General features: G+C 71.1%; 16 protein-coding genes. 11 read left to right on the top strand and 5 right to left on the bottom strand.

Annotated features, from left to right (window positions below; translation table 11 throughout):
* Positions 1-152: 152 nt before the first annotated feature.
* Together VLY81_RS03715 and VLY81_RS03710 are read left to right on the top strand one after the other, a co-directional pair.
* The gene (locus VLY81_RS03715) at positions 153-1,517 is read left to right on the top strand and encodes a cytochrome c (RefSeq protein WP_324669684.1); all 1,365 of its coding nucleotides are present in this window, start codon (positions 153-155) and stop codon (positions 1,515-1,517) included.
* Entirely contained in the window at positions 1,514-2,674 is a 1,161-nt protein-coding gene (locus VLY81_RS03710) for a hypothetical protein (RefSeq protein ID WP_324669683.1), read from the top strand. The genes VLY81_RS03715 and VLY81_RS03710 overlap by 4 nt, the downstream gene beginning before the upstream one ends.
* A 73-nt stretch (positions 2,675-2,747) precedes the next feature.
* On the opposite strand, the gene VLY81_RS03705 is transcribed toward VLY81_RS03710, so the two are convergent.
* Complete coding sequence (locus VLY81_RS03705) at positions 2,748-3,542, bottom strand: SDR family oxidoreductase (RefSeq protein ID WP_324669682.1); 795 nt, start codon at positions 3,540-3,542, stop codon at positions 2,748-2,750.
* A gap of 160 nt (positions 3,543-3,702) precedes the next feature.
* Between VLY81_RS03705 and VLY81_RS03700 the strand changes: the two genes are divergently transcribed.
* A complete protein-coding gene (locus tag VLY81_RS03700; protein ID WP_324669680.1) occupies positions 3,703-4,188 on the top strand; it encodes a peroxiredoxin in 486 nt (161 codons plus the stop codon).
* A 40-nt stretch (positions 4,189-4,228) separates the two neighbouring features.
* On the top strand, positions 4,229-4,819 hold the full coding sequence (locus VLY81_RS03695; protein ID WP_324669678.1) for a hypothetical protein: 591 nt from the start codon (positions 4,229-4,231) through the stop codon (positions 4,817-4,819).
* Here VLY81_RS03695 and VLY81_RS03690 read toward each other — a convergent pair.
* Both VLY81_RS03690 and VLY81_RS03685 read right to left on the bottom strand, forming a co-directional pair.
* Positions 4,784-6,643, bottom strand: a complete 1,860-nt coding sequence (locus VLY81_RS03690; protein ID WP_324669676.1) for a DNA repair helicase XPB — start codon at positions 6,641-6,643, stop codon at positions 4,784-4,786. The genes VLY81_RS03695 and VLY81_RS03690 overlap by 36 nt on opposite strands.
* 6 nt (positions 6,644-6,649) lie before the next feature.
* Complete coding sequence (locus tag VLY81_RS03685) at positions 6,650-8,647, bottom strand: helicase-associated domain-containing protein (protein ID WP_324669674.1); 1,998 nt, start codon at positions 8,645-8,647, stop codon at positions 6,650-6,652.
* Between the two features lie 123 nt (positions 8,648-8,770).
* Between VLY81_RS03685 and VLY81_RS03680 the strand changes: the two genes are divergently transcribed.
* Complete coding sequence (locus VLY81_RS03680; RefSeq protein WP_324669673.1) at positions 8,771-9,715, top strand: uroporphyrinogen decarboxylase family protein; 945 nt, start codon at positions 8,771-8,773, stop codon at positions 9,713-9,715.
* Between the two features lie 4 nt (positions 9,716-9,719).
* On the opposite strand, the gene VLY81_RS03675 is transcribed toward VLY81_RS03680, so the two are convergent.
* Entirely contained in the window at positions 9,720-10,856 is a 1,137-nt protein-coding gene (locus VLY81_RS03675) for a carboxypeptidase-like regulatory domain-containing protein (protein WP_324669672.1), read from the bottom strand.
* A gap of 32 nt (positions 10,857-10,888) precedes the next feature.
* A complete protein-coding gene (locus VLY81_RS03670; protein ID WP_324669671.1) occupies positions 10,889-11,998 on the bottom strand; it encodes a hypothetical protein in 1,110 nt (369 codons plus the stop codon).
* A 217-nt stretch (positions 11,999-12,215) separates the two neighbouring features.
* On the opposite strand from VLY81_RS03670, the gene VLY81_RS03665 reads away from it, so the two are divergent.
* From VLY81_RS03665 to VLY81_RS03640, 6 genes are all read left to right on the top strand, one after another.
* Positions 12,216-13,340 (top strand): ABC transporter substrate-binding protein, encoded by a 1,125-nt coding sequence (locus tag VLY81_RS03665; RefSeq protein ID WP_324669670.1) that lies wholly within the window; start codon positions 12,216-12,218, stop codon positions 13,338-13,340.
* A gap of 103 nt (positions 13,341-13,443) precedes the next feature.
* Positions 13,444-14,343 (top strand): branched-chain amino acid ABC transporter permease, encoded by a 900-nt coding sequence (locus VLY81_RS03660; protein WP_324669669.1) that lies wholly within the window; start codon positions 13,444-13,446, stop codon positions 14,341-14,343.
* 6 nt (positions 14,344-14,349) lie between these two features.
* Positions 14,350-15,579, top strand: coding sequence for a branched-chain amino acid ABC transporter permease (locus tag VLY81_RS03655; RefSeq protein WP_324669668.1), 1,230 nt, complete (start codon positions 14,350-14,352; stop codon positions 15,577-15,579).
* Between the two features lies 1 nt (position 15,580).
* Complete coding sequence (locus tag VLY81_RS03650; RefSeq protein WP_324669667.1) at positions 15,581-16,360, top strand: ABC transporter ATP-binding protein; 780 nt, start codon at positions 15,581-15,583, stop codon at positions 16,358-16,360.
* A 38-nt stretch (positions 16,361-16,398) separates the two neighbouring features.
* Entirely contained in the window at positions 16,399-17,109 is a 711-nt protein-coding gene (locus tag VLY81_RS03645; RefSeq protein WP_324670331.1) for an ABC transporter ATP-binding protein, read from the top strand.
* A gap of 86 nt (positions 17,110-17,195) precedes the next feature.
* The gene (locus VLY81_RS03640) at positions 17,196-17,546 is read left to right on the top strand and encodes a MoaD-like domain-containing protein (protein ID WP_324669666.1); all 351 of its coding nucleotides are present in this window, start codon (positions 17,196-17,198) and stop codon (positions 17,544-17,546) included.
* Positions 17,547-17,571: the final 25 nt, after the last annotated feature.

The raw sequence follows: 17,571 nt of genomic DNA, 5'->3' as shown, positions 1-17,571 counted from the left end.
GCCGGAAGCGCGTGATCCGGTTCAGACAATTCTCACAGACTACCGTCCCGCACTTCCTCCCCTCTCCGGCAACCCCGTCCCCGGCTACGGTAGTGGTGCAAGCGGTTGTCCTTACTAACAGGTTCCCGTTTGCAACAAGGAGGGGGTGCGCCGTGAACTACCCCTTTTGGGCCATCCCTCGCCTGGGAGGCTCGCTCACCGTCGGCATCGTCGCCATCTTGCACGTCTTCGTGGCCATGTTCGCGGTGGGCGGCGGGCTTTACCTGGTGCTGGCGGAGCGGTGGGCTCGCCGCGAGGGCCGGCAAGAGGTGCTGGCGTACGTCGAGGCTCACTCCCGGTTCTTCCTGCTGCTCACCGCCGTCTTCGGCGCCCTGACGGGGGTGGGCATCTGGTTCACCATCGGCCTGGTCAGTCCGCCCACCACATCCGTGCTCATCCGCACCTTCGTCTGGGCGTGGGCCATCGAGTGGGTCTTCTTCATCGCGGAGATCGCGGCGGTGCTGCTCTACGTCGCCTCGTGGCACCGGGTGGACGCCCGGACCCACATGCTTTACGGCTGGGCGTACGCCGTCAGCGCCTTCATGTCGCTGGTCATCATCAACGGCATCATCAGCTTCATGTTGACCCCGGGGCGCTGGCTCGAGACGGGCGACTTCTGGCACGGCTTCTTCAACCCCAGCTACTGGCCGAGCCTGGTGGGCCGGAGCGCCGCGGCCGCCGCCCTGGCCGGCTTGTGGGGGCTGGCGACGGCCACCCGCATCGCCTCCCAGCCGGACCGAGACCGGGTGGTGCGGTTCGCCTCGTGGTGGCTGGTGCCCGGCGCGCTGCTGCTGCCGCTGACGACCATCTGGTACCTGCAGGTGGTGCCGGTCGGGGCCCGGATGCTGGTGCTGGGCGGAGCGGCGCCGGTCTCCCTCATGTTCGCCGGCAGCGTGGTCATCTCCGCCATCGTCTTCGCCGTCGGTGTGCTGGGGCCGTTGCGGTCCCCTCGGACGGCCACAGGCGCCCTGGCGGCCGTGCTGCTGGCAGCGGGGCTCATCGCGACGGGCGGCACCGAGTGGGTGCGGGAGGGCATCCGCAAGCCCTACACCATCTACGGCTACCTCTACTCCAACGGCGTCTACGTCTGGCAGCAACCCGGACTCGCCGCCCGAGGGGTGCTGGCCTCCGCCCGCTTCGCCGACCCGGCCCGGACGGCGTCCGTCTCGGTGTCGGGCGAGCAGGCCCACGCGCAGGCGGCGGACCTTGCCGCCGGCCAGGAGCTCTTCCGCTTGCAGTGCTCCATCTGCCACTCGCTGGGCGGCTACAACGACGTGCAGCCCCTGGTCAAGGGCTGGAGCGAGGCCTACCTCGACTTCCAGCTCGCCCACCTCGACACGCTCAAGCCCTACATGCCGCCCTTCATGGGCTCTCCCGAGGAGCGGCGCGCCCTGGCCCGGTGGCTGGCCTCCCTCCACCCGCCCGAGGCGCCGTCGGCCGCGGGCCGACCGCCGCTGCCCGGCGAGCCCATCTCATGAACCTGCCGGGAGAGGAGATGTGGAGGATGATGCCGGCCATGCTGCCCGGCCCCGATCCCATCGGGATCCCCGCGCCGCCCGGGCTGCTGCAGGCGCTGCTGGTCCTGACGTACACGCTGCACACGCTCTTCGTGGGTGTGACCCTGGGGGGCACGGCCATCGGCCTGGCCAGCGCCGTGGTGGGACGCTCGCACGACGAGCTCAGGGCCGCGCCCGCCCGGCTGCTGGGCGCCCATCTCTCCCAGGCCCTGCCCGTGGCCATGGCCTTCTCCATCACGACGGGGGTGGCTCCCCTGCTCTTCGTGCAGGTGCTGTACGGGCCGTTCTTCTACACGGCATCGACCTTCGTGGCCTGGAGCTGGATCAGCGTGGTGCCCGTGCTGATCGTGGGCTACTACGCCCTGTACGCCTGGGCCCTGCGCCGCAACCGAGGTCCCCGGGCCCCGGCCTGGGGCCTGGCGGTGACGCTGGGCGCCCTGGTCTGGACGGCTTTCGCGCTGGTGACCAACATGAGCCTCTTCCCGCATCCGGAGCGGTACGGGGAGCTCTTCAACCTGTCGGGCACGGCGCTCAACCTGTCCGAGCCGACCATGTGGCCCCGCTACGTGCACGCGGTGCTCCACCTGCTGCTGGTCGGCCTGTCGTACGTGCTGGCCGTGGCGCACGTGGCGGCGCGCGTCGCACCCGAGCCCGCTGGCCGGGTACGGGTGGCCGTGGGCCGCGCCCTGGCCGTCACCGTCGCCCTGCAGGCGGCGGCCTCGGCCTGGTACGGGGTGGCCCTGGGGCCGGTCGTCGAGACGGTGCCGCTGGTGCGGACAGGAGTGGTCGTCGCCGTGGCCGGTGGCGTCGTGATGGCCGGCGCCTGGCTCCTGGCGGAGCGAGCCGCCCGGTCCCGGCCCGGCGGGCCCGGTGCCCTTCGATGGGCGGCGGGCGCAGTGGCGGGCACGGCGGTCATGGCCGCCGGGCTGGCCGTGGCCCGGCACGGGGTGCGGATGGACGCGCTCGCTCCCTACCTTCAGCCGGAGATGTGGCGGGTCAGCCTTCAGCTGGCCCCTCTGCTCTTGTTCGCTCTGCTGCTGGTAGCGGGGATCGCCTTCGTCGCCTATCTGCTGCTCCGCTACCCCTGGCGCGAGGGGCTGGAGCACCTGCGGGCCTGATCCGCCTCGCGCGGCACGCGCGACGAGACGGGGCGGGCGCTCGCCGCGGTGGCGGGGCCCGCCCACGCGTCGGTCAGAGCAGGCCCTTGACCAGTCCGCCGTCGATGGTCAGCGCCGCGCCCGTGACGTAGCTGGCCGCGTCCGAGGCCAGGAAGGCGATGACCCTCGCCAGCTCGTCGGGATGCCCGTACCGGCGCAGGGCGATCTGGTCGGCGTAGCGGCGCACCACCTGCTCGGGCGTGATGCCCTCCCGCTGCGCCCGTATCCGGTCCAACTCCCGCACCCGCTCCGTGTCGAAGCGGCCCTGGACGATGACGTTGACCCGGATGCCCTCCCCGCCGAGCTCCTGGGACAGCGTCTTGAGCAGCCCCGCCAGCGCCGCGCGCATGGTGTTGCTCAGCATGAGGCCCGAGATGGGCTCCTTGAGGCTGTAGGAGGTCAGCGCCAGGATGGAGCCGCCCCTCCCCGTCTTGCGCATGAGGGGCACGAAGCCCCGCACCATGCGGACCACGCTCATCACCAGCAGGTCGAAGGCGGCCTGCCAGTCGGCGTCGCTCAACTCGAAGAAGGTCCCGACACGGGGCCCGCCCGCATTGGTCACCAGCACGTCGACCTGGCCGTACCGGCGATCGACGGCCTCCACCAGGCGGGCCACGTCCTGGGCCCGACTCACGTCCGCCGTGACGGCGAGCACCTCGGCGCCGGTGGCCTCCCCGATCGAGCGGGCCGCCCGCTCGATGGCGTCGGCGCGCCGCGAGCAGATGGCCAGCCTCGCCCCCTCGGCCGCCAGCGCCCGCGCCGCGGCGTAGCCCAGGCCCTCGGAGGCGGCTGCCACCACGGCCACCCGACCCTGCAGTCCCAGATCCATCGATGCGTCCCTCCCCGTGACGGCGGCACCCCTTGGGGCCCCGTGCCGTCTCCTTGCGAGATTCGCAGGGCGGACGGGCCATCCCTTGAAAGCCGCCGCGCCGCCGCGCCAGAATATCCCGTGTCGACCCACGACCCGTCGGAAAGAGAGGTCGATGGCGGTGGCCGTAGCGGTCGGGCCCGGCGACCAGATGCCCGAGGTGGCGGGTCCCACCCAGGCCGGCACGCGTCTGTCGACGCGGCAGTTCCTGGGCAAGTGGCTGGTCCTCTACTTCTACCCCAAGGACAACACCCCCGGTTGCACCCGGGAGGCCAAGGCCTTCGACGCCATCCTGGAGGCGCTGCGGGCGCGCGACGCCGAGGTGGTCGGGGTCAGCGTCGACAGCGCGGCATCCCATCGTCACTTCGCCGATGCGTGCGGGCTGCGCTTCCCGCTCATCTCCGACCACGATCGCAGCATCTCGCGGCGGCTCGACGTCCTCAACGAGCGCGGCACCAGCGCCCGGCGCACCACTTTCCTCATCGACCCCGAGGGGCGAGTGGCCCACGTCTTCGACTCCGTCAAAGTGGACGGGCATGCCGAGGAGGTGCTCCGCACCCTGGACCGCCTGCGCGAGGCCCGGGGCCAGGCCGTCAGGAAGGAATAGCCAGCCCCACGTCTAACCGGTGGCCTCGAGGGGGCACGTCATGGTGGGCAACCGACGGGCAACGGGACTCTTGGTGGCGGCGGTCGCGGTCGTGGTGCTGGGGGCGGCCCGCCCCGCGGACGCCTTGCTGGAGCCACGCCCCCACCCCGTCTGGCGGGCCGGGATCGTCTGGGGCCTGACGGAGGTCGACGCCATCGGCCTCGACTGGGGGATCGGGGTCAAGGTGCCCCTGCAACCCAGCGAGGTGGGCGTCGCGTCGCTCGCCGGGAGCCTTCAGGGCACGCTCGGCGCCCGGCCGGAGTGGGACTTCCGCCTGGGCGGGGTGGTCGAGGAGTACCGCAGCGGTCGGCCCCTGCTCGGCGTCTACTACACGCTGCGCCGGCTCCCGCTGGAGGGGGCGCCCTTCGACCAGGCCCTCAACGGCATCGCCATCCGGTACGGCTCGCTGGTCGCGGCCTTCTACCCGTCCATCTGGAACCGAACCCTGGCCCGTGACCAGGCCGCCCTGGTGCTGGAGCCTGGCTGGTTCGCCGGCCTCTACGTCCAGCTTCGCTACGCGACGGCCCTGGGGACGGGCGGAGCAGGCTCACCCTCCCTACGACTGTCGGTCGGCCTCGAGGAGGGCTGGTGACCCCGGGGCCATCCCGGTCAGCGCGGGCGCCTCGCCGTCCACGCTGAGCCCCTGCCCCGCCTCGAGCAGCGCCACGGCTCGCTCGGCGGAGTAGATGGCGTAGCGGTACCCCTGCTCCGTCAGGAAGAGTTGCCGCTTGGCCGCGAAGCGCTGCTCCGCGCTGGGCGCGGTGACGATGGAGTAGAAGCGGGCCACGTTGTCGCCGGCCTTGGGCCGCAGGATGCGGCCGAGCCGCTGGGCCTCCTCCTGCCGCGAGCCGAAGGTGCCCGAGACCTGGATGGCCACGCTGGCGTCCGGCAGGTCCACCGCGAAGTTGGCCACCTTGGAGACGACCAGGCATCGGACCCGGCCCTCCTTGAAGGCCGCATAGAGCTCCTCGCGACGGGCGTTGGGCGTGCGCCCGGTGATGAGAGGGGCATCCAGCATCGAGGCGATGGCTTCGAGCTGAGCGAGGTACTGGCCGATGATGAGCACCTGGTCGCCGCGGTGGTAGCGGCACAGGGCCCGGACCACCGCCAGCTTGCGGGGGTTCTCGGAGGCGATGCGAAACTTCTCGCGGTCCTCGGCCACCGCGTAGCTCATGCGCACCGACTCGTCCAGCGGCACCCGCAGCTCGAAGCACTCCGCCGTGGCGATCCAGCGGGCCTTCTCCAGGTCGCGCCAGGGCACGTCGAAGCGCTTGGGCCCGATGAGACTGAAGACGTCGGTCTCTCGGCCGTCCTCCCGGATGAGCGTCGCCGTCAGCCCCAGCCTCCGGCGGGCCTGGATCTCGGCCGTGATGCGAAAGACGTCGGCCGGCAGCAGGTGCACCTCGTCATAGATGATGAGGCCCCAGTCACGGCTGTTGAAGAGGGCGAAGTGAGGGTACTCGTCGTCGCCGGCACGGCGGTGGGTCAGGATCTGGTAGGTGGCGACGGTGACCGGCTTCACCTCCTTGGCCTCGCCGGTGTACTCGCCCACGTCCTCTTCGCCGAGGGTGGTCTTGTCCAGGATCTCGGCCACCCACTGGCGCACCGCCGTCACGTTGGTGGAGAGGATCAGCGTCTGGGTGCGGGCCCGGGCCATGACGCCGAGCCCGACGATGGTCTTGCCCGCGCCGCAGGGCAGCACCACCACGCCGTTGCCGCCCCGCTCCGTGCCCTCCACCCAAAAGGCGTCGACCGCCTGCCGCTGGTAGTCTCGCAGGGCGAAGGGGCGTCCCGAGCGGGTCACGGGGCGCAAGGCCATCTCCAGCGCCGCTCCCTGGACGTACCCCGCCAGGTCCTCCACGGGATAACCGATGTGGACCAGGGCTTGCTTGACGTGGCCCCTGTACCGCCCGTCGACGGCCAGGGTCCGCTGGTCGACGCGGCCGAGCAGGTAGGGTGCCAGGCGCGGGTGGTGGGCGATCTCCTCGATGACGGCGGGGTCGGTGCTGGTCAGCAGCAGGGTTTGCCCGTCCCGGCCGCCCGCAGCCGCCCCGTGGCGGCGCGCTCCGCCGCGAGTCGCCTTGCCGTTGGCCGGCGCCCCACCCCCGCGCACCAGCTTGACGAGCCCGTACCGCGCCATGTACTCCTGGACGACCTGCGCGATGGCCAGCGGCACGTCGAACTTGCCGTACCGCTCCAGCACGCTCAGCACGTCGGAGGCCGACAGTCCGGAGGCCGCCGCGTTCCACAGCGACAGAGGCGTGATCCGGTAGGTGTGGATGTGCTCCGGGCTCTTCTCCAGCTCCGCGAAGCGGGCCAGGGCGTCCCGGGCCTCTTCGTAGCGGGGATTGTCCACTTCCAGCAGGATCTCGTGATTGCTCTGGACGATGACCGGGTTTTCGGGACGATAGCCCAACGGACGTCACTCCTCCCGCCGGGACGCCCAGGAGGCGGGCAGCCTCGAAGCCCGGCCCGCCACCCCGAGCAGGTCGGCCTCGCTGCCAGGCGGGACGAACGTAAGGTCCCGCCGCCCCCGCGCAAGGGAGGGGGGCGGACGCCGCTCCACCAGGATGCCCGACTCCCGGGCCGCCTGGCGGGCGGCGCTCTCCAGCGCCTGCCCCACCTCGTCGGCCCGCTGGGCCGGGTAGGCCACCCGGGTGCCCTTGACCCAGGGCCGGACCGGATACCCAGAGCGCTCGGCCGCCTCCAGCAGCGCGCCCACGTAGCGACGCTCGATCCAGAGCGCCTCCGGGGCCACCCGGTCGATGGGGATGCCGCGGGCGCGGGCACCGTCGAGCAGGGCCGAAGCCACCGTGGCGTCGTCCGTGCGCACCAGGATGCCATCCATCAGCTGCACCCGCCCCAGCGGCTTGAGGGCATCCACCAGGGTAAACTGCACGTTTTGTGGCAGCTCGTGGCGAGCCGCCTCCCGCAGCAGCCCGACCACCTCGGCCGGCGCCCACCGACCCGACCGCACCGCGGCTGCCGCTCGGTCCACGTCGAGACGAAGCTGCACCATCCGGTCCGAGCGTACCACCTCGGAGATCTCCATCAGCCGGGCCAGGCGGTCCGGGCGCATGTGGCGTGGCGCCAGGATCTCGAAGTTGGGCTGGATGAAAGCGTGCGTCTCGTCCTCGGGCAACAGCTGGGCCAGCCGCTGGTCGATGGCGATGCCCGGCGCAGGCGCCGCCGTCACATGACCGTCGACGGACGGGTCATCGTCCAGCTCCCCCAGCCGTCCGGGCCGCACCCCCTCGGAGACGGCCTGGAGCTCCGGCTCGGCATCCTCGTCGAGGCGGGCCGCCTCCAGCATGGCACGTGGATCGCTGAGCGCATCCCACAGCACCCGCCCGATGGCGGTGATGCCGAAGGCGACGTCGGATAGCGGGGGCAACCCCCTGCGCTGGCTGGGCGCCGGCTTGACCGAGACGTTGCCCGCCTCACCCGACTCGGGCGGAGGCTCGTGCCAGCGGGCCCTCCACATGAAGACGGCCCCCATCCAGGCCAGTCGCTGCAGCGTCTTGATCAGCGAGACCAGGCGATAGGCTGGGAATGGCTCATCCTCGAAGTGACTGATGGCTTCGGCGAAGCCCTTGACCCAGACGCCTCGCCCGGGTGCCGCCACCCAGCGGGAGGCATCCAGGGCGATGAGCGCATCGACCTCGGACCCCCCGGCCATGGCGCAGAAGCCGGCCATCGCCCGGGCGAGCCGGCGGCCAGGTCCCGCCCGCAGCCATGCGTCGGCCAGCGGGCCCTCCTGCAGGAACTCGGCGTCTCCTGGCGCCACCTGCACCAGGCCGATGCGCTTGGCCAGGTCCAGCAAGAAGCCCATCCTCGGGGGCTCGGGGGCGAAGGGGCCGGTATCGGGCGCCAGCGGCTCCTTGAGGGAGAGGTACTCGGTGAGGCGGTGCTGGGCCCGCCGCTGCAGGTGCCCTCCAGGCCCCAGGGGCGCCTCCTCTGCCCGCACGAAGGCGATGACGGCCGCCAGGTCGAAGAGGAGGGCGCTGGCGGCCTCGACCCCGGCGGTATCGAAGCGATCCTGCCCGAAGGCCGTCTCGACCACGAAGGTGATGGGCGGCCGGCGGGACCTCAGGTCGCGGGCCCCGATGTTCCACAGGAGCTGGCGGCTCTCGTCGGGCAGCAGGTAGAGATCGTAGCGGCGCTCCCTCACCAGCACGGCGAGACCCGCCCGCCTCGCCTCCCATAGGGCCGCCAGCGCCGCCGGCTTGCCTCCGACCAGGGCCGCCACCCGGGCGACCACCTGGTCGGCACCGGCGCCCGCCAGCTCCGGGGCCGGCAGACTCGCTCGCGAGAAGAGCAAGGCGAGCAAGGCCGTCTGGGCATGGGGGCTCAACGCGCGATACGCGGCCCCATCCAGCGCCGCAGGCGGCTCTTGACTCGTCAGCTGACGATACTGCATCGATCGCCGCTCCCACAGTCCAAATGTCGGGCCGGCACAGGACTCCAGCATTCCAGGATTGTCAGTCACTCATTGAGAATATCACAGGCGACCCGGTCGAGAGCAAGGGGGAGGCGTCCCGCCATGACGCGAGCCGAGCGGCTGCGACGGGCTCTGGCAGGCGACGACAGCGTCGGCGTGCTGTTTTCCATTTGGTTCCACTTCGGCACCCAACACCTTCCTGCCCATCGCACGGCAGCCATCCACGTCGACTTCTTCGAGGCCTACGATCTCGACTGGCTCAAGGTGATGAGCGACTATCGTTACCCGATGCCGCCGGGGGTTACGGAGGTGGAGACGGTCGAGGCCCTCGGTCGCTTCACCCGATTCCCCTTGGAGGCGCCCGAGCTCGCCGAGCAATTGCGTTGCCTGCGGGAGATCCGGGCCAGGTTGGGGGCCGACGTTCCATTCATCGAAACGGTCTTCAACCCGCTGGGCGTCGCGCGTCGCACATTGCGAAACCATCTGATGCCGTTGTGGGAGAGACACCCAACGGCATTCAAGAACTTCCTCGAATCCGTTACCGAGACCCTGCAATCCTACGTCAAAGCCGTGGCCGAGACGGAAGCCGCCGGAATCTTCTACTCCATCAACGGGATCGGCGAAGACGAGATGAGCGAGTCTCAATTCGAGGAATGGGTGCTCCCCTACGACCTCGCCGTGATGGAGACGGTGGCGGAGCTCGCACGCCAGGGCAAGTTCTATTTCAACGTCGCCCATCTCCACGGGACCCGGCTGCGCTGGCAGCCCGTCTTCGAGCGCTACCCCGCCCATGCATTCAACTGGTCCGTCCACCACTCCCCGCCGACGCTGGCCCAGGCACGCGCCGCCACCCGCGCCGCGCTCGTCGTCGGTATCGACGAGATCGGGCTCACGGGGCGCACCCCCTCGGAGGTGCGCCGCATGGTGCGGGAGACCATTGCCCGGGCCGGTCGCCCCGGTCTCATCATCGGGCCCGGGTGCGCGGTCCCGACCGACACGCCGGCCGACCTCATCGTGGCGGCCAGGGAGGCATGTCGGGAGTCGTGAGGGCTCAACGCCCCCACGGCATGCCGTTGCGATAGACGCGCAGCTCCTCCAGGTTGGGCAGATCCAGGTACAGGTCGTGCTCTTGCTGGCTGTCCAGCAGGCGGCGCAGGGTCTGGATGGGCGCCTCGAGAGCCCACAGCGCCTCGCCGTCGTCGAGCTGCACGAAGATGCGGTCGCCCTCGGGGATCGGCACCCGCAGCGCCAGGAGCATGCTGAGCACGCTCAAGGCGGTGACTGGCGGAAACTGCGGGGCACGCGGGGCGTTGAAGACCAGCCCGTATCCGGGCACGTAGACTCCGCCGGCCTCCGGCTCGCGGAAGAGCTCGGAGGTGACGGCATCCAGCGCGCGTTGCACCTGGGCCCAGCCGGGCACCTCCCGCCCCTGGCCCTGCCCGTTGCGGTAGAACTCGTAATGCTCCTGGGTCCAGGTCAGGGCCCTCTCGATGTCGGGAGTGCCCCGGGCCAGCATCTCCAGGAGCGGGCCTCGGGGGTAACGGCGCAGCAGGTGCTCGCTGGGGGTGACGGCCTCGCTGATGAGCTGGGCGTCGCCGTCGTGGAGGTAGGGGAAGGGAGCCATGATCTCCTTGGCGATGATGACCGCCGAGAACATCTCGAAGAGACGATCCTGCGAGCCCCGCAGCTCCGGACGGGTGTAGCGCACCACCAGCCCCAGCCGCGGCACCCACCAGGCGATGGGCGAGAAGCCCCCCTCGCGGTAGAGGCGCAGCCGCACGTCCTCCAGGGCCCTCAGGAAGTGGATCCCGTCGATGGCCAGCTCGAAGTCGTGGCGCAGCTCCTGGTCGGCCGCCAGGGTCACGGGGAAGGTGCGAGGGAGGTAGCCCGTGCCGCGCACCGACACCTGGACGCTGCCCGGCGATCCGAGGCCCTCCAGCCGAAACCGGCCGCCGGCGTCGGCCTGAACCCGCATGCCGAGGGCCGCCAACTCCACCTCGGCGCCCGGGATCCCGATGCCGTACGGGTTGTGGACGGTGCCCGTCAGGACCCAGCGGCCCGTGGCGCCGGATGGGGGCCCAGGAGGTCCGGACGCCTGGCCAGCCCGGGCCGACATCCCCGCGGCCAGCCACCAGACCACGGTCGCGAGCAAGAGCCCCCATGCAGTCGGCGCGTATCGTCTCACCATCGCCCGCCCCTTCCGGCCTGCACGCCGCGCGGCTAGCTGCCGCCGTCCAGCCCGTCGACCTGCCACGGGCCACGCAGCTCCGCCGTCAGCGTGCCCTGCATCACCAGCAGCTCGGGTGCCTGTCCCCTGACCAGGCGCAGCCGGATGCGATAGATGCGCCCGTCGGGATCCGCGAAGAGGATGGAGGCCGCCTCCCGGCCGGTGGAGCCTCCCAAGAACCGGAAGGGGCCCGGCGACATCAGCAGGTGCGGCCGGGTGGCCTGCAGGTAAGCTCGGAGGCGCTCGGGCGTCTCGACCCCCATGACGCGTCGCCACTCGGCCGTGGTCAACCCCAGCGCCTGCTGCATGTCGCCCCGCCGCACCGCCGCGACGAAGGCCTCCGCCACCCCGAAGGGGGTCAGCTCCGGCGGCGAGGCCTCGACGGCGAAGGCCCCGCGTTGCGGATCCCACCGGTACGTGGTGACCGCCACGGCACGAGCGGGGCGGCCCACGGGATCCAGGCGAGCCGAGTCGGAGACGACGAAGACGGCCGGCACCCGCTCGCCGAAGTCGTAGACACCCACCTGGACCCGCAGGCTGCCGCCGCTCTCCCGGTCCATGGTGATGAGATCGCCCGTGGCCGCCAGCACCCGTACGCTACCGGCCTCGCCGCCGGCCCGGCTCGGGTCGAAGAGGTAGAGCGCGGCCTGCGGCCGGTCCCCATCGGAGGGCGCCGCCACCGTGAAGAGGACCGGCCCTCCGGGCAGGGCGTCGACCGGCATCACGGTGTAGCTGGGATAGCCGGTGTCGACCAGGCCGGTCAGGTCCACGAAGACGTCCCGCTCGCCCGTGGACTGGCGTCGCAACAGGCCAAACGCATGGCGCGGGGGCGTCGACTCCTGCTCCGTCGGCGCCGACACCCAGACGAGCCGGGCCGACCCGTCGGGCGAGCGCGCCTCCCGCACCTGCAGGGCGTCGGGGGAGAGTCGCCAGATCCACTCGTGCCGGCGCGCCAGCAGCGTGACGACGCCCTGCGTCGACAGTTCGGCACCGCCGGGCGCGGTCGCGCCCGCCCGGGCGGCGCCGGGCGCGATGCATGCCATCGTCGTCGCGATCAGGGCCGCCAGCCCTGCCACCCGGGGGCGCCGGATGAGCCCGCGCATCGATGGCCGTCGTCTCCTCTCCCAGATCGTCGCCAACCCTGGGTCGGCGACCCGACGCAGGAGGATTTAGGAGCGGGGGCGGCTTTCCCCTCCCGACAGGTCTGGGGATGTCGTCCCAGGAGATCGCCGCGATACGGCGTATAAGCCTGCCAACACCCTGGTCGCAAGTCCCGGGCCCCAGACGCAGTGGAGGGAATGGGGGCATCGAGAGCACGCCATGAACCGCAAGATCGCCTCGCTGCTGTTGGCTGGCTCGTTGCTCGTGGCCGCCACGGCGGTGGCCGGCGCGGCCGAGCCCATCCGCATCGGCCTCAACCTGGAGATGACGGGCGGGGTGGCCGCTTACGGCCAGCAGGGCTACGAGGGCATCCAGGTGCTTCAGCAGATGATGAAGCTGGAGGCCCTCGGGCGGCCGGTGGAGTTTGTCCTGGTGGACAACAAGTCGGACCGGGTCGAGAGCGCCAATGCTGCCCAGCGGCTCATCCAGCGAGACCGGGTCGTGGCCATCATCGGCCCCATGATCTCGGGCTCCATGCTGGCGGCGGGCCCCATCGCCGAGCAGGCGCGCGTGCCCATCATCGGCCCGTCCACCACCAATCCGCTCACGACGCAGGGGCGCAGCTTCGTCTTCCGGGCTTGCTTCATCGATCCGTTCCAGGGCCAGATCGCCGCGCGCTTCGCCTACGACAACCTGGGCGTCCGCCGGGCCGCCCTGCTGGTGGACGTGGCCCAGGACTACGCGGTCGGGCTCGCCAACTTCTTCGCCCGTGAGTTCACCCGGCTGGGCGGTCAGGTGGTGGCCACCCAGTACCTCAAGACGGGCGATCAGGACTTCAGCGCCCAGCTGACGGCCATCCGCGCGGCCAACCCCGAGCTGTTGTACATGCCCAACTACTACGCGGAGATCGCGCTGGCCGCTGTCCAGGCGCGCCGGCTGGGCCTCGACGTGCCGATCCTGGCCGGCGACGGAGCCGACGCTCCGGAGCTGGTGCAGATCGGGGGCGCGGCCGTAGAGGGCCTGATGCACACCGGCTTCTACCACGTGCAGGCCTTCTCCAACCCGCTGGCGCAGCAGTACGTCGAGACCTTCCGGCGGGTGACGGGCAAGGAGCCCAACGCCTTCGGCGCGCTGGCGGCCGACTCGGTGCTCATCGTCCTCGACGCCATCCGGCGGGCCGGCTCCACGGATCCGGAGGCCATCGCCGCCGCGATGCAACAGACCCGCGACCTCGAGGTGACGACGGGCACCGTGACGATTCAAAACGGGGACGCCATCAAGCCCGTCGTCATCCGCAAGCTGGTCAACGGGCAGTGGGAGTACCTCGCCACGGTCAATCCGTGACGCGCCCGACGACCGGCTTCACCCATTCGACGGCCAGGGAGAGGCGACCGGGCGGCGGGGCCCGGCCCGGTCGCCCCGTTCATCGAGAGGCGAGGCGGCAGCGGTGAACCTTTCGCTCGAGGTCATCGTCCAGCAGCTCCTCAACGGCATCAGCCTCGGCGGGCTGTACAGCCTGCTGGCCATCGGCTACACCATGGTCTACGGCATCCTGCGCCTCATCAACTTCGCCCACGGCGACGTCTTCATGATCGGCGCGTACACGGCCTTCTTCCTCGTGGGCGTCTTCCACCTCCCCTGGTGGATCAGCGCGCCGCTGACGGCGCTGCTGACCGCCCTGGTTGGCGTGACCATCGATCGCGCGGCCTACCGTCCCCTTCGAGAGGAGCCGCGCATCTCGGCCCTCATCACCGCGGTGGGGGTCTCCTTCTTCATCGAGAACCTGGGCCTGGTGGTGGTCGGCGGGCGTCCACGGGGCATGCCGGTGCCCCCGGCGTTCGCCGGCTCGTACGCCCTCGGACCCTTCCGGGTGCCCGGCGTGACGGTCTGGGTACCCGTGCTGACCCTGCTGCTGGTGGGTGCCCTGCTGGTGTTGGTCTATCGCACCCGGGCGGGCATGGCCATGCGAGCGCTGTCGCGTGACATCGAGGCGACCCGCCTGATGGGCGTCGACGTCGATCGGGTCATCTCCTACACCTTCGCGCTGGGCTCGGCTTTGGCGGCGGCCGGTGGCATCATGTGGTCCTTCCAGTTCCCCCAGGTCAACCCCCTGATGGGCATCTACCCGGGATGGAAGGCCTTCACGGCGGCAGTGGTCGGCGGCATCGGCAACGTGGTAGGGGCCATGATCGGAGGCTTCGTCATCGGCATCGTCGAGATCATGACGGTGGGCCTGATGCCGCACCTGTCCGGTTACCGTGACGCCTTCGTCTTCGCCTTGCTGGTCTTCTTCCTGCTGGTACGGCCGACCGGGATCCTGGGCGAGCCCATGAAGGAGAAAGTGTAGACCCCCATGACGACCAAAGCCGCTTCCATCGAGCCCGTTCGCGAGGCGCCGCCCCTATCCCCCTGGACCAAGCGGCTGTTGACCCTGGCCGCCCTGGCGTTGCTCGTGGGTGCCATCGCCTACATGGAGCAGCCGGGCTTCAGCCCGTACTACCGGCGCATCGCCAACCTGGCCTTCATCTACGTCGTGGCGGCCGTCAGCTACAACCTCGTCAACGGGGTGGCCGGCCAGTTCTCGCTGGGACCCAACGGCTTCATGGCCATCGGGGGCTTCCTGACGACCCTGTTGATGCTGCCCGTGGCTCGCAAGGCCCAGGTCTTCTTCCTGCAGCCGCTGGTCTGGCCCCTTTCGGCCTTCTCGGTGCCGGAGAGCCTGTCGGCGGGGCTCTCGCGCCTGCTCCCAGGAGGTGCCGGGGCGGCGCTGGCCATGCCCCTGGGCTTCCTCGTCTCGCTGGTGGCGGCGGGGGTGGCGGCCGCGGTGGGCGGCCTGCTGGTGGGGGTCCCCTCCCTGCGGCTGCGAGGCGACTACCTGGCCATCGCCACCTTCGGCTTCGGGGAGATCATCTTCGTGCTGGCCAACAACCTGATCTCGGTCACCAACGGGCCCCTGGGCATCCGCGACATCCCGGAGTACGCCAACCTGTGGTGGACGGGCGGCGCGGCCGTCTTCACCGTCTGGGTCGTCCAGAATCTGGTCAACTCGACCTACGGCCGAGCGCTCAAGGCCATCCGGGAGGACGAGGTGGCGGCCGAGGCCATGGGGATCCACGTCTTCACCCACAAGCTCCTGGCCTTCGTCGTCAGCGCCTTCTTCGCGGGGGTGGCCGGCGGGCTCCTGGCGGCCCTGCTCACCACCATCTCGCCCTCGCTGTTCACCTTCATGATGACCTTCAACCTCCTCATCATCGTGGTACTGGGAGGTCTGGGGAGCACCACCGGGGCCACCGTGACCGCCGTGCTGTACGCCGTCTTGCAGGAGGCGCTGCGGGCAGTGGAGGCACCGATGCGGTTGGGGCCCCTCTTCATCCCCGGCGTGCCCGGGATGCGCATGGTGGCCTTCTCCTTGCTGCTGGTGCTGCTCATGCTCTTCTACCGACGGGGGCTCTTCGGCCGCAGCGAGTTCACGTGGGACGGCGCCTGGCATCTCACCTGGCGCGTGGCCCGCGGGGTGACGCGCGGGCTGGCGCGGGTCTCCGGGCGGGCGGCGGGGGCCGCGCGCCCGCCGAGGGGGCAGTGACGTGGCGACGAAGCCTCTTCTGACCCTGGAGCGCTTGACGGTTCGCTTCGGCGGCCTGGTGGCGGTGCACGCCCTCGACCTCGTCATCCACGAGGGCGAGCTGGTGGGGCTCATCGGGCCCAACGGAGCGGGCAAGACCACGGTCTTCAACCTGATCACCGGCCAGTACGTGCCGAGCGAGGGGCGCATCCTCTTCGAGGGGCAGCCCATCCAGGGGTGGCCGCCCCACCGCATCACGGCGCTCGGCATCGCCCGTACCTTCCAAAACATCCGCCTCTTCGGCGGCCTGACGGTCCTCGACAACGTCTTGGTGGGCCTGCACGTGCGTCGCCGGGCCTCGCTGGCCTCGGCCTTCGTGCCCGGCCGGGCCCGCCGCGCGGAGGAGCGGGCCATGCGGGAGCGGGCCCATACGCTGCTGGAGGCGGTCGGGCTGGCCCACCTGGCCGGCGAACCGGCCAGCTCCCTGCCCTACGGCCAGCAGCGCCGGCTCGAGATCGCCCGGGCCCTGGCCACGGGCCCACGACTGCTCTTGCTCGACGAGCCAGCGGCCGGCATGAACCCCGAGGAGATGCGACAGCTGATGGCCTTCATCCTGGAGATACGGAGGCGCTTCGGCCTGACCATCCTGCTCATCGAGCACCACATGCAGATGGTGATGGGCATCTGCCAGCGCATCACGGTCCTGGACCACGGCGTCGCCATCGCCACGGGCACACCCGAAGAGATCCAGCGGGATCCCAAGGTGATCGCCGCCTACCTGGGGGAGGAGCCAGCCGCATGACGCCCCAACGTCCGGGCGGGCCCGGCCCGGCGCCCGCCATGCTGGAGATCGAGGCGCTCGAGATAGCCTACGGCGGCATCCAGGCGCTCCGGGGCATCTCGCTGAGGGTCCCCGAGGGCGGGCTCGTCTGCCTCATCGGCGCCAACGGCGCCGGCAAGAGCACGACGCTGCGGGCCATCATGGGGCTCGTGCGCCGGCGCGCCGGCAGCATCCGGCTGCTCGGGGAGGAGATCTCGAGCTGGCCCACCCACCGCATCGTGCGCCGCGGCGTGGCGCTGGTGCCCGAGGGCCGGCGGGTCTTCGCCAACCTGACGGTCTACGAGAATCTGGTGATGGGCGCCTACGCCCGGCCCGAGGCGGAGTCACGGGCCTCCTTGCAACGGGTCTACGACCTCTTCCCCCGGCTGGCCGAGCGCCGCGCGCAGAAGGCCGGCACCCTCTCGGGCGGCGAGCAGCAGATGCTGGCCATCGGTCGGGCGCTCATGTCCCAGCCGCGGCTGTTGTGCCTCGACGAGCCTTCACTGGGGCTGGCGCCGCTGCTGGTGCGGGAGGTCATGCGCGCGCTGGCGGCCATCCACCGGCAAGGCACCACCATCTTGCTGGTGGAGCAAAACGCCCGCATGGCCCTCGCGATGTCCGAGTACGCCTACGTGCTCGAGACGGGCCGGATCGCACTCGAGGGACCTGGCCCCGAGCTCCTGGAGCATCCCAGCGTACGGCAGGCCTACCTGGGCGAGCGCGCGTCGTGAGCCGCACCTCCTCCGAGACGGGGGGAGGAGTTCGCACCCGGTCACCGAACATCCGCCCACGGTCGCGCGGGGGGTCGGTACCGCCGGTGCGCTGGGGAGCTGTCGAGTTCGAGGACGAGGCCGAGCGCCATGCGCCCGTGGTGGTGCTCAGGGGCGTGGGGTGGCGCATGGTGGCGCGCTACCTGGAGAAGTTCGGGGGCGAGCTGACGACGGGCCATGAGGAGCCCCTCGCCGGCAGTGGCGGACTGGCCGCGGCTCGGCCCCGGGTGCTGGCCGAGGTGGCCGGCAAGGGCTGGCGCGCCCGCCTCCACGAAGAGGTGGAGTTTACCGGGGCGCTGCGGACCAACCGTGTCGAGGTGAGCCTCAGCGGAGAGCCCGATGCCGTGCAGCAGGTGGTGCTGGGGCTGCGGCGCATGACCCATCTGGAGGGCAGGTGACGCCCGGCATCGGGGGGCGAGGGCC

Source organism: Limnochorda sp. LNt (assembly GCF_035593265.1).
Taxonomy (GTDB): domain Bacteria; phylum Bacillota; class Limnochordia; order Limnochordales; family Geochordaceae; genus Geochorda; species Geochorda subterranea.
Note: the sequence above shows the minus strand (reverse complement) of the source record. Positions and strands in the feature narration are given on the sequence as shown.

Excerpts from the sequence above, each read along its gene's own strand:
- VLY81_RS03680 (WP_324669673.1), top strand. The coding sequence starts at position 8,771 with ATGACGCGAGCCGAGCGGCTGCGACGGGCTCTGGCAGGCGACGACAGC.
- VLY81_RS03645 (WP_324670331.1), top strand. The coding sequence starts at position 16,399 with ATGCTGGAGATCGAGGCGCTCGAGATAGCCTACGGCGGCATCCAGGCG.
- VLY81_RS03675 (WP_324669672.1), bottom strand. The coding sequence starts at position 10,856 with ATGGTGAGACGATACGCGCCGACTGCATGGGGGCTCTTGCTCGCGACC.
- VLY81_RS03670 (WP_324669671.1), bottom strand. The coding sequence starts at position 11,998 with ATGCGCGGGCTCATCCGGCGCCCCCGGGTGGCAGGGCTGGCGGCCCTG.
- VLY81_RS03685 (WP_324669674.1), bottom strand. The coding sequence starts at position 8,647 with ATGCAGTATCGTCAGCTGACGAGTCAAGAGCCGCCTGCGGCGCTGGAT.
- VLY81_RS03710 (WP_324669683.1), top strand. The coding sequence starts at position 1,514 with ATGAACCTGCCGGGAGAGGAGATGTGGAGGATGATGCCGGCCATGCTG.
- VLY81_RS03695 (WP_324669678.1), top strand. The coding sequence starts at position 4,229 with ATGGTGGGCAACCGACGGGCAACGGGACTCTTGGTGGCGGCGGTCGCG.
- VLY81_RS03705 (WP_324669682.1), bottom strand. The coding sequence starts at position 3,542 with ATGGATCTGGGACTGCAGGGTCGGGTGGCCGTGGTGGCAGCCGCCTCC.
- VLY81_RS03665 (WP_324669670.1), top strand. The coding sequence starts at position 12,216 with ATGAACCGCAAGATCGCCTCGCTGCTGTTGGCTGGCTCGTTGCTCGTG.
- VLY81_RS03655 (WP_324669668.1), top strand. The coding sequence starts at position 14,350 with ATGACGACCAAAGCCGCTTCCATCGAGCCCGTTCGCGAGGCGCCGCCC.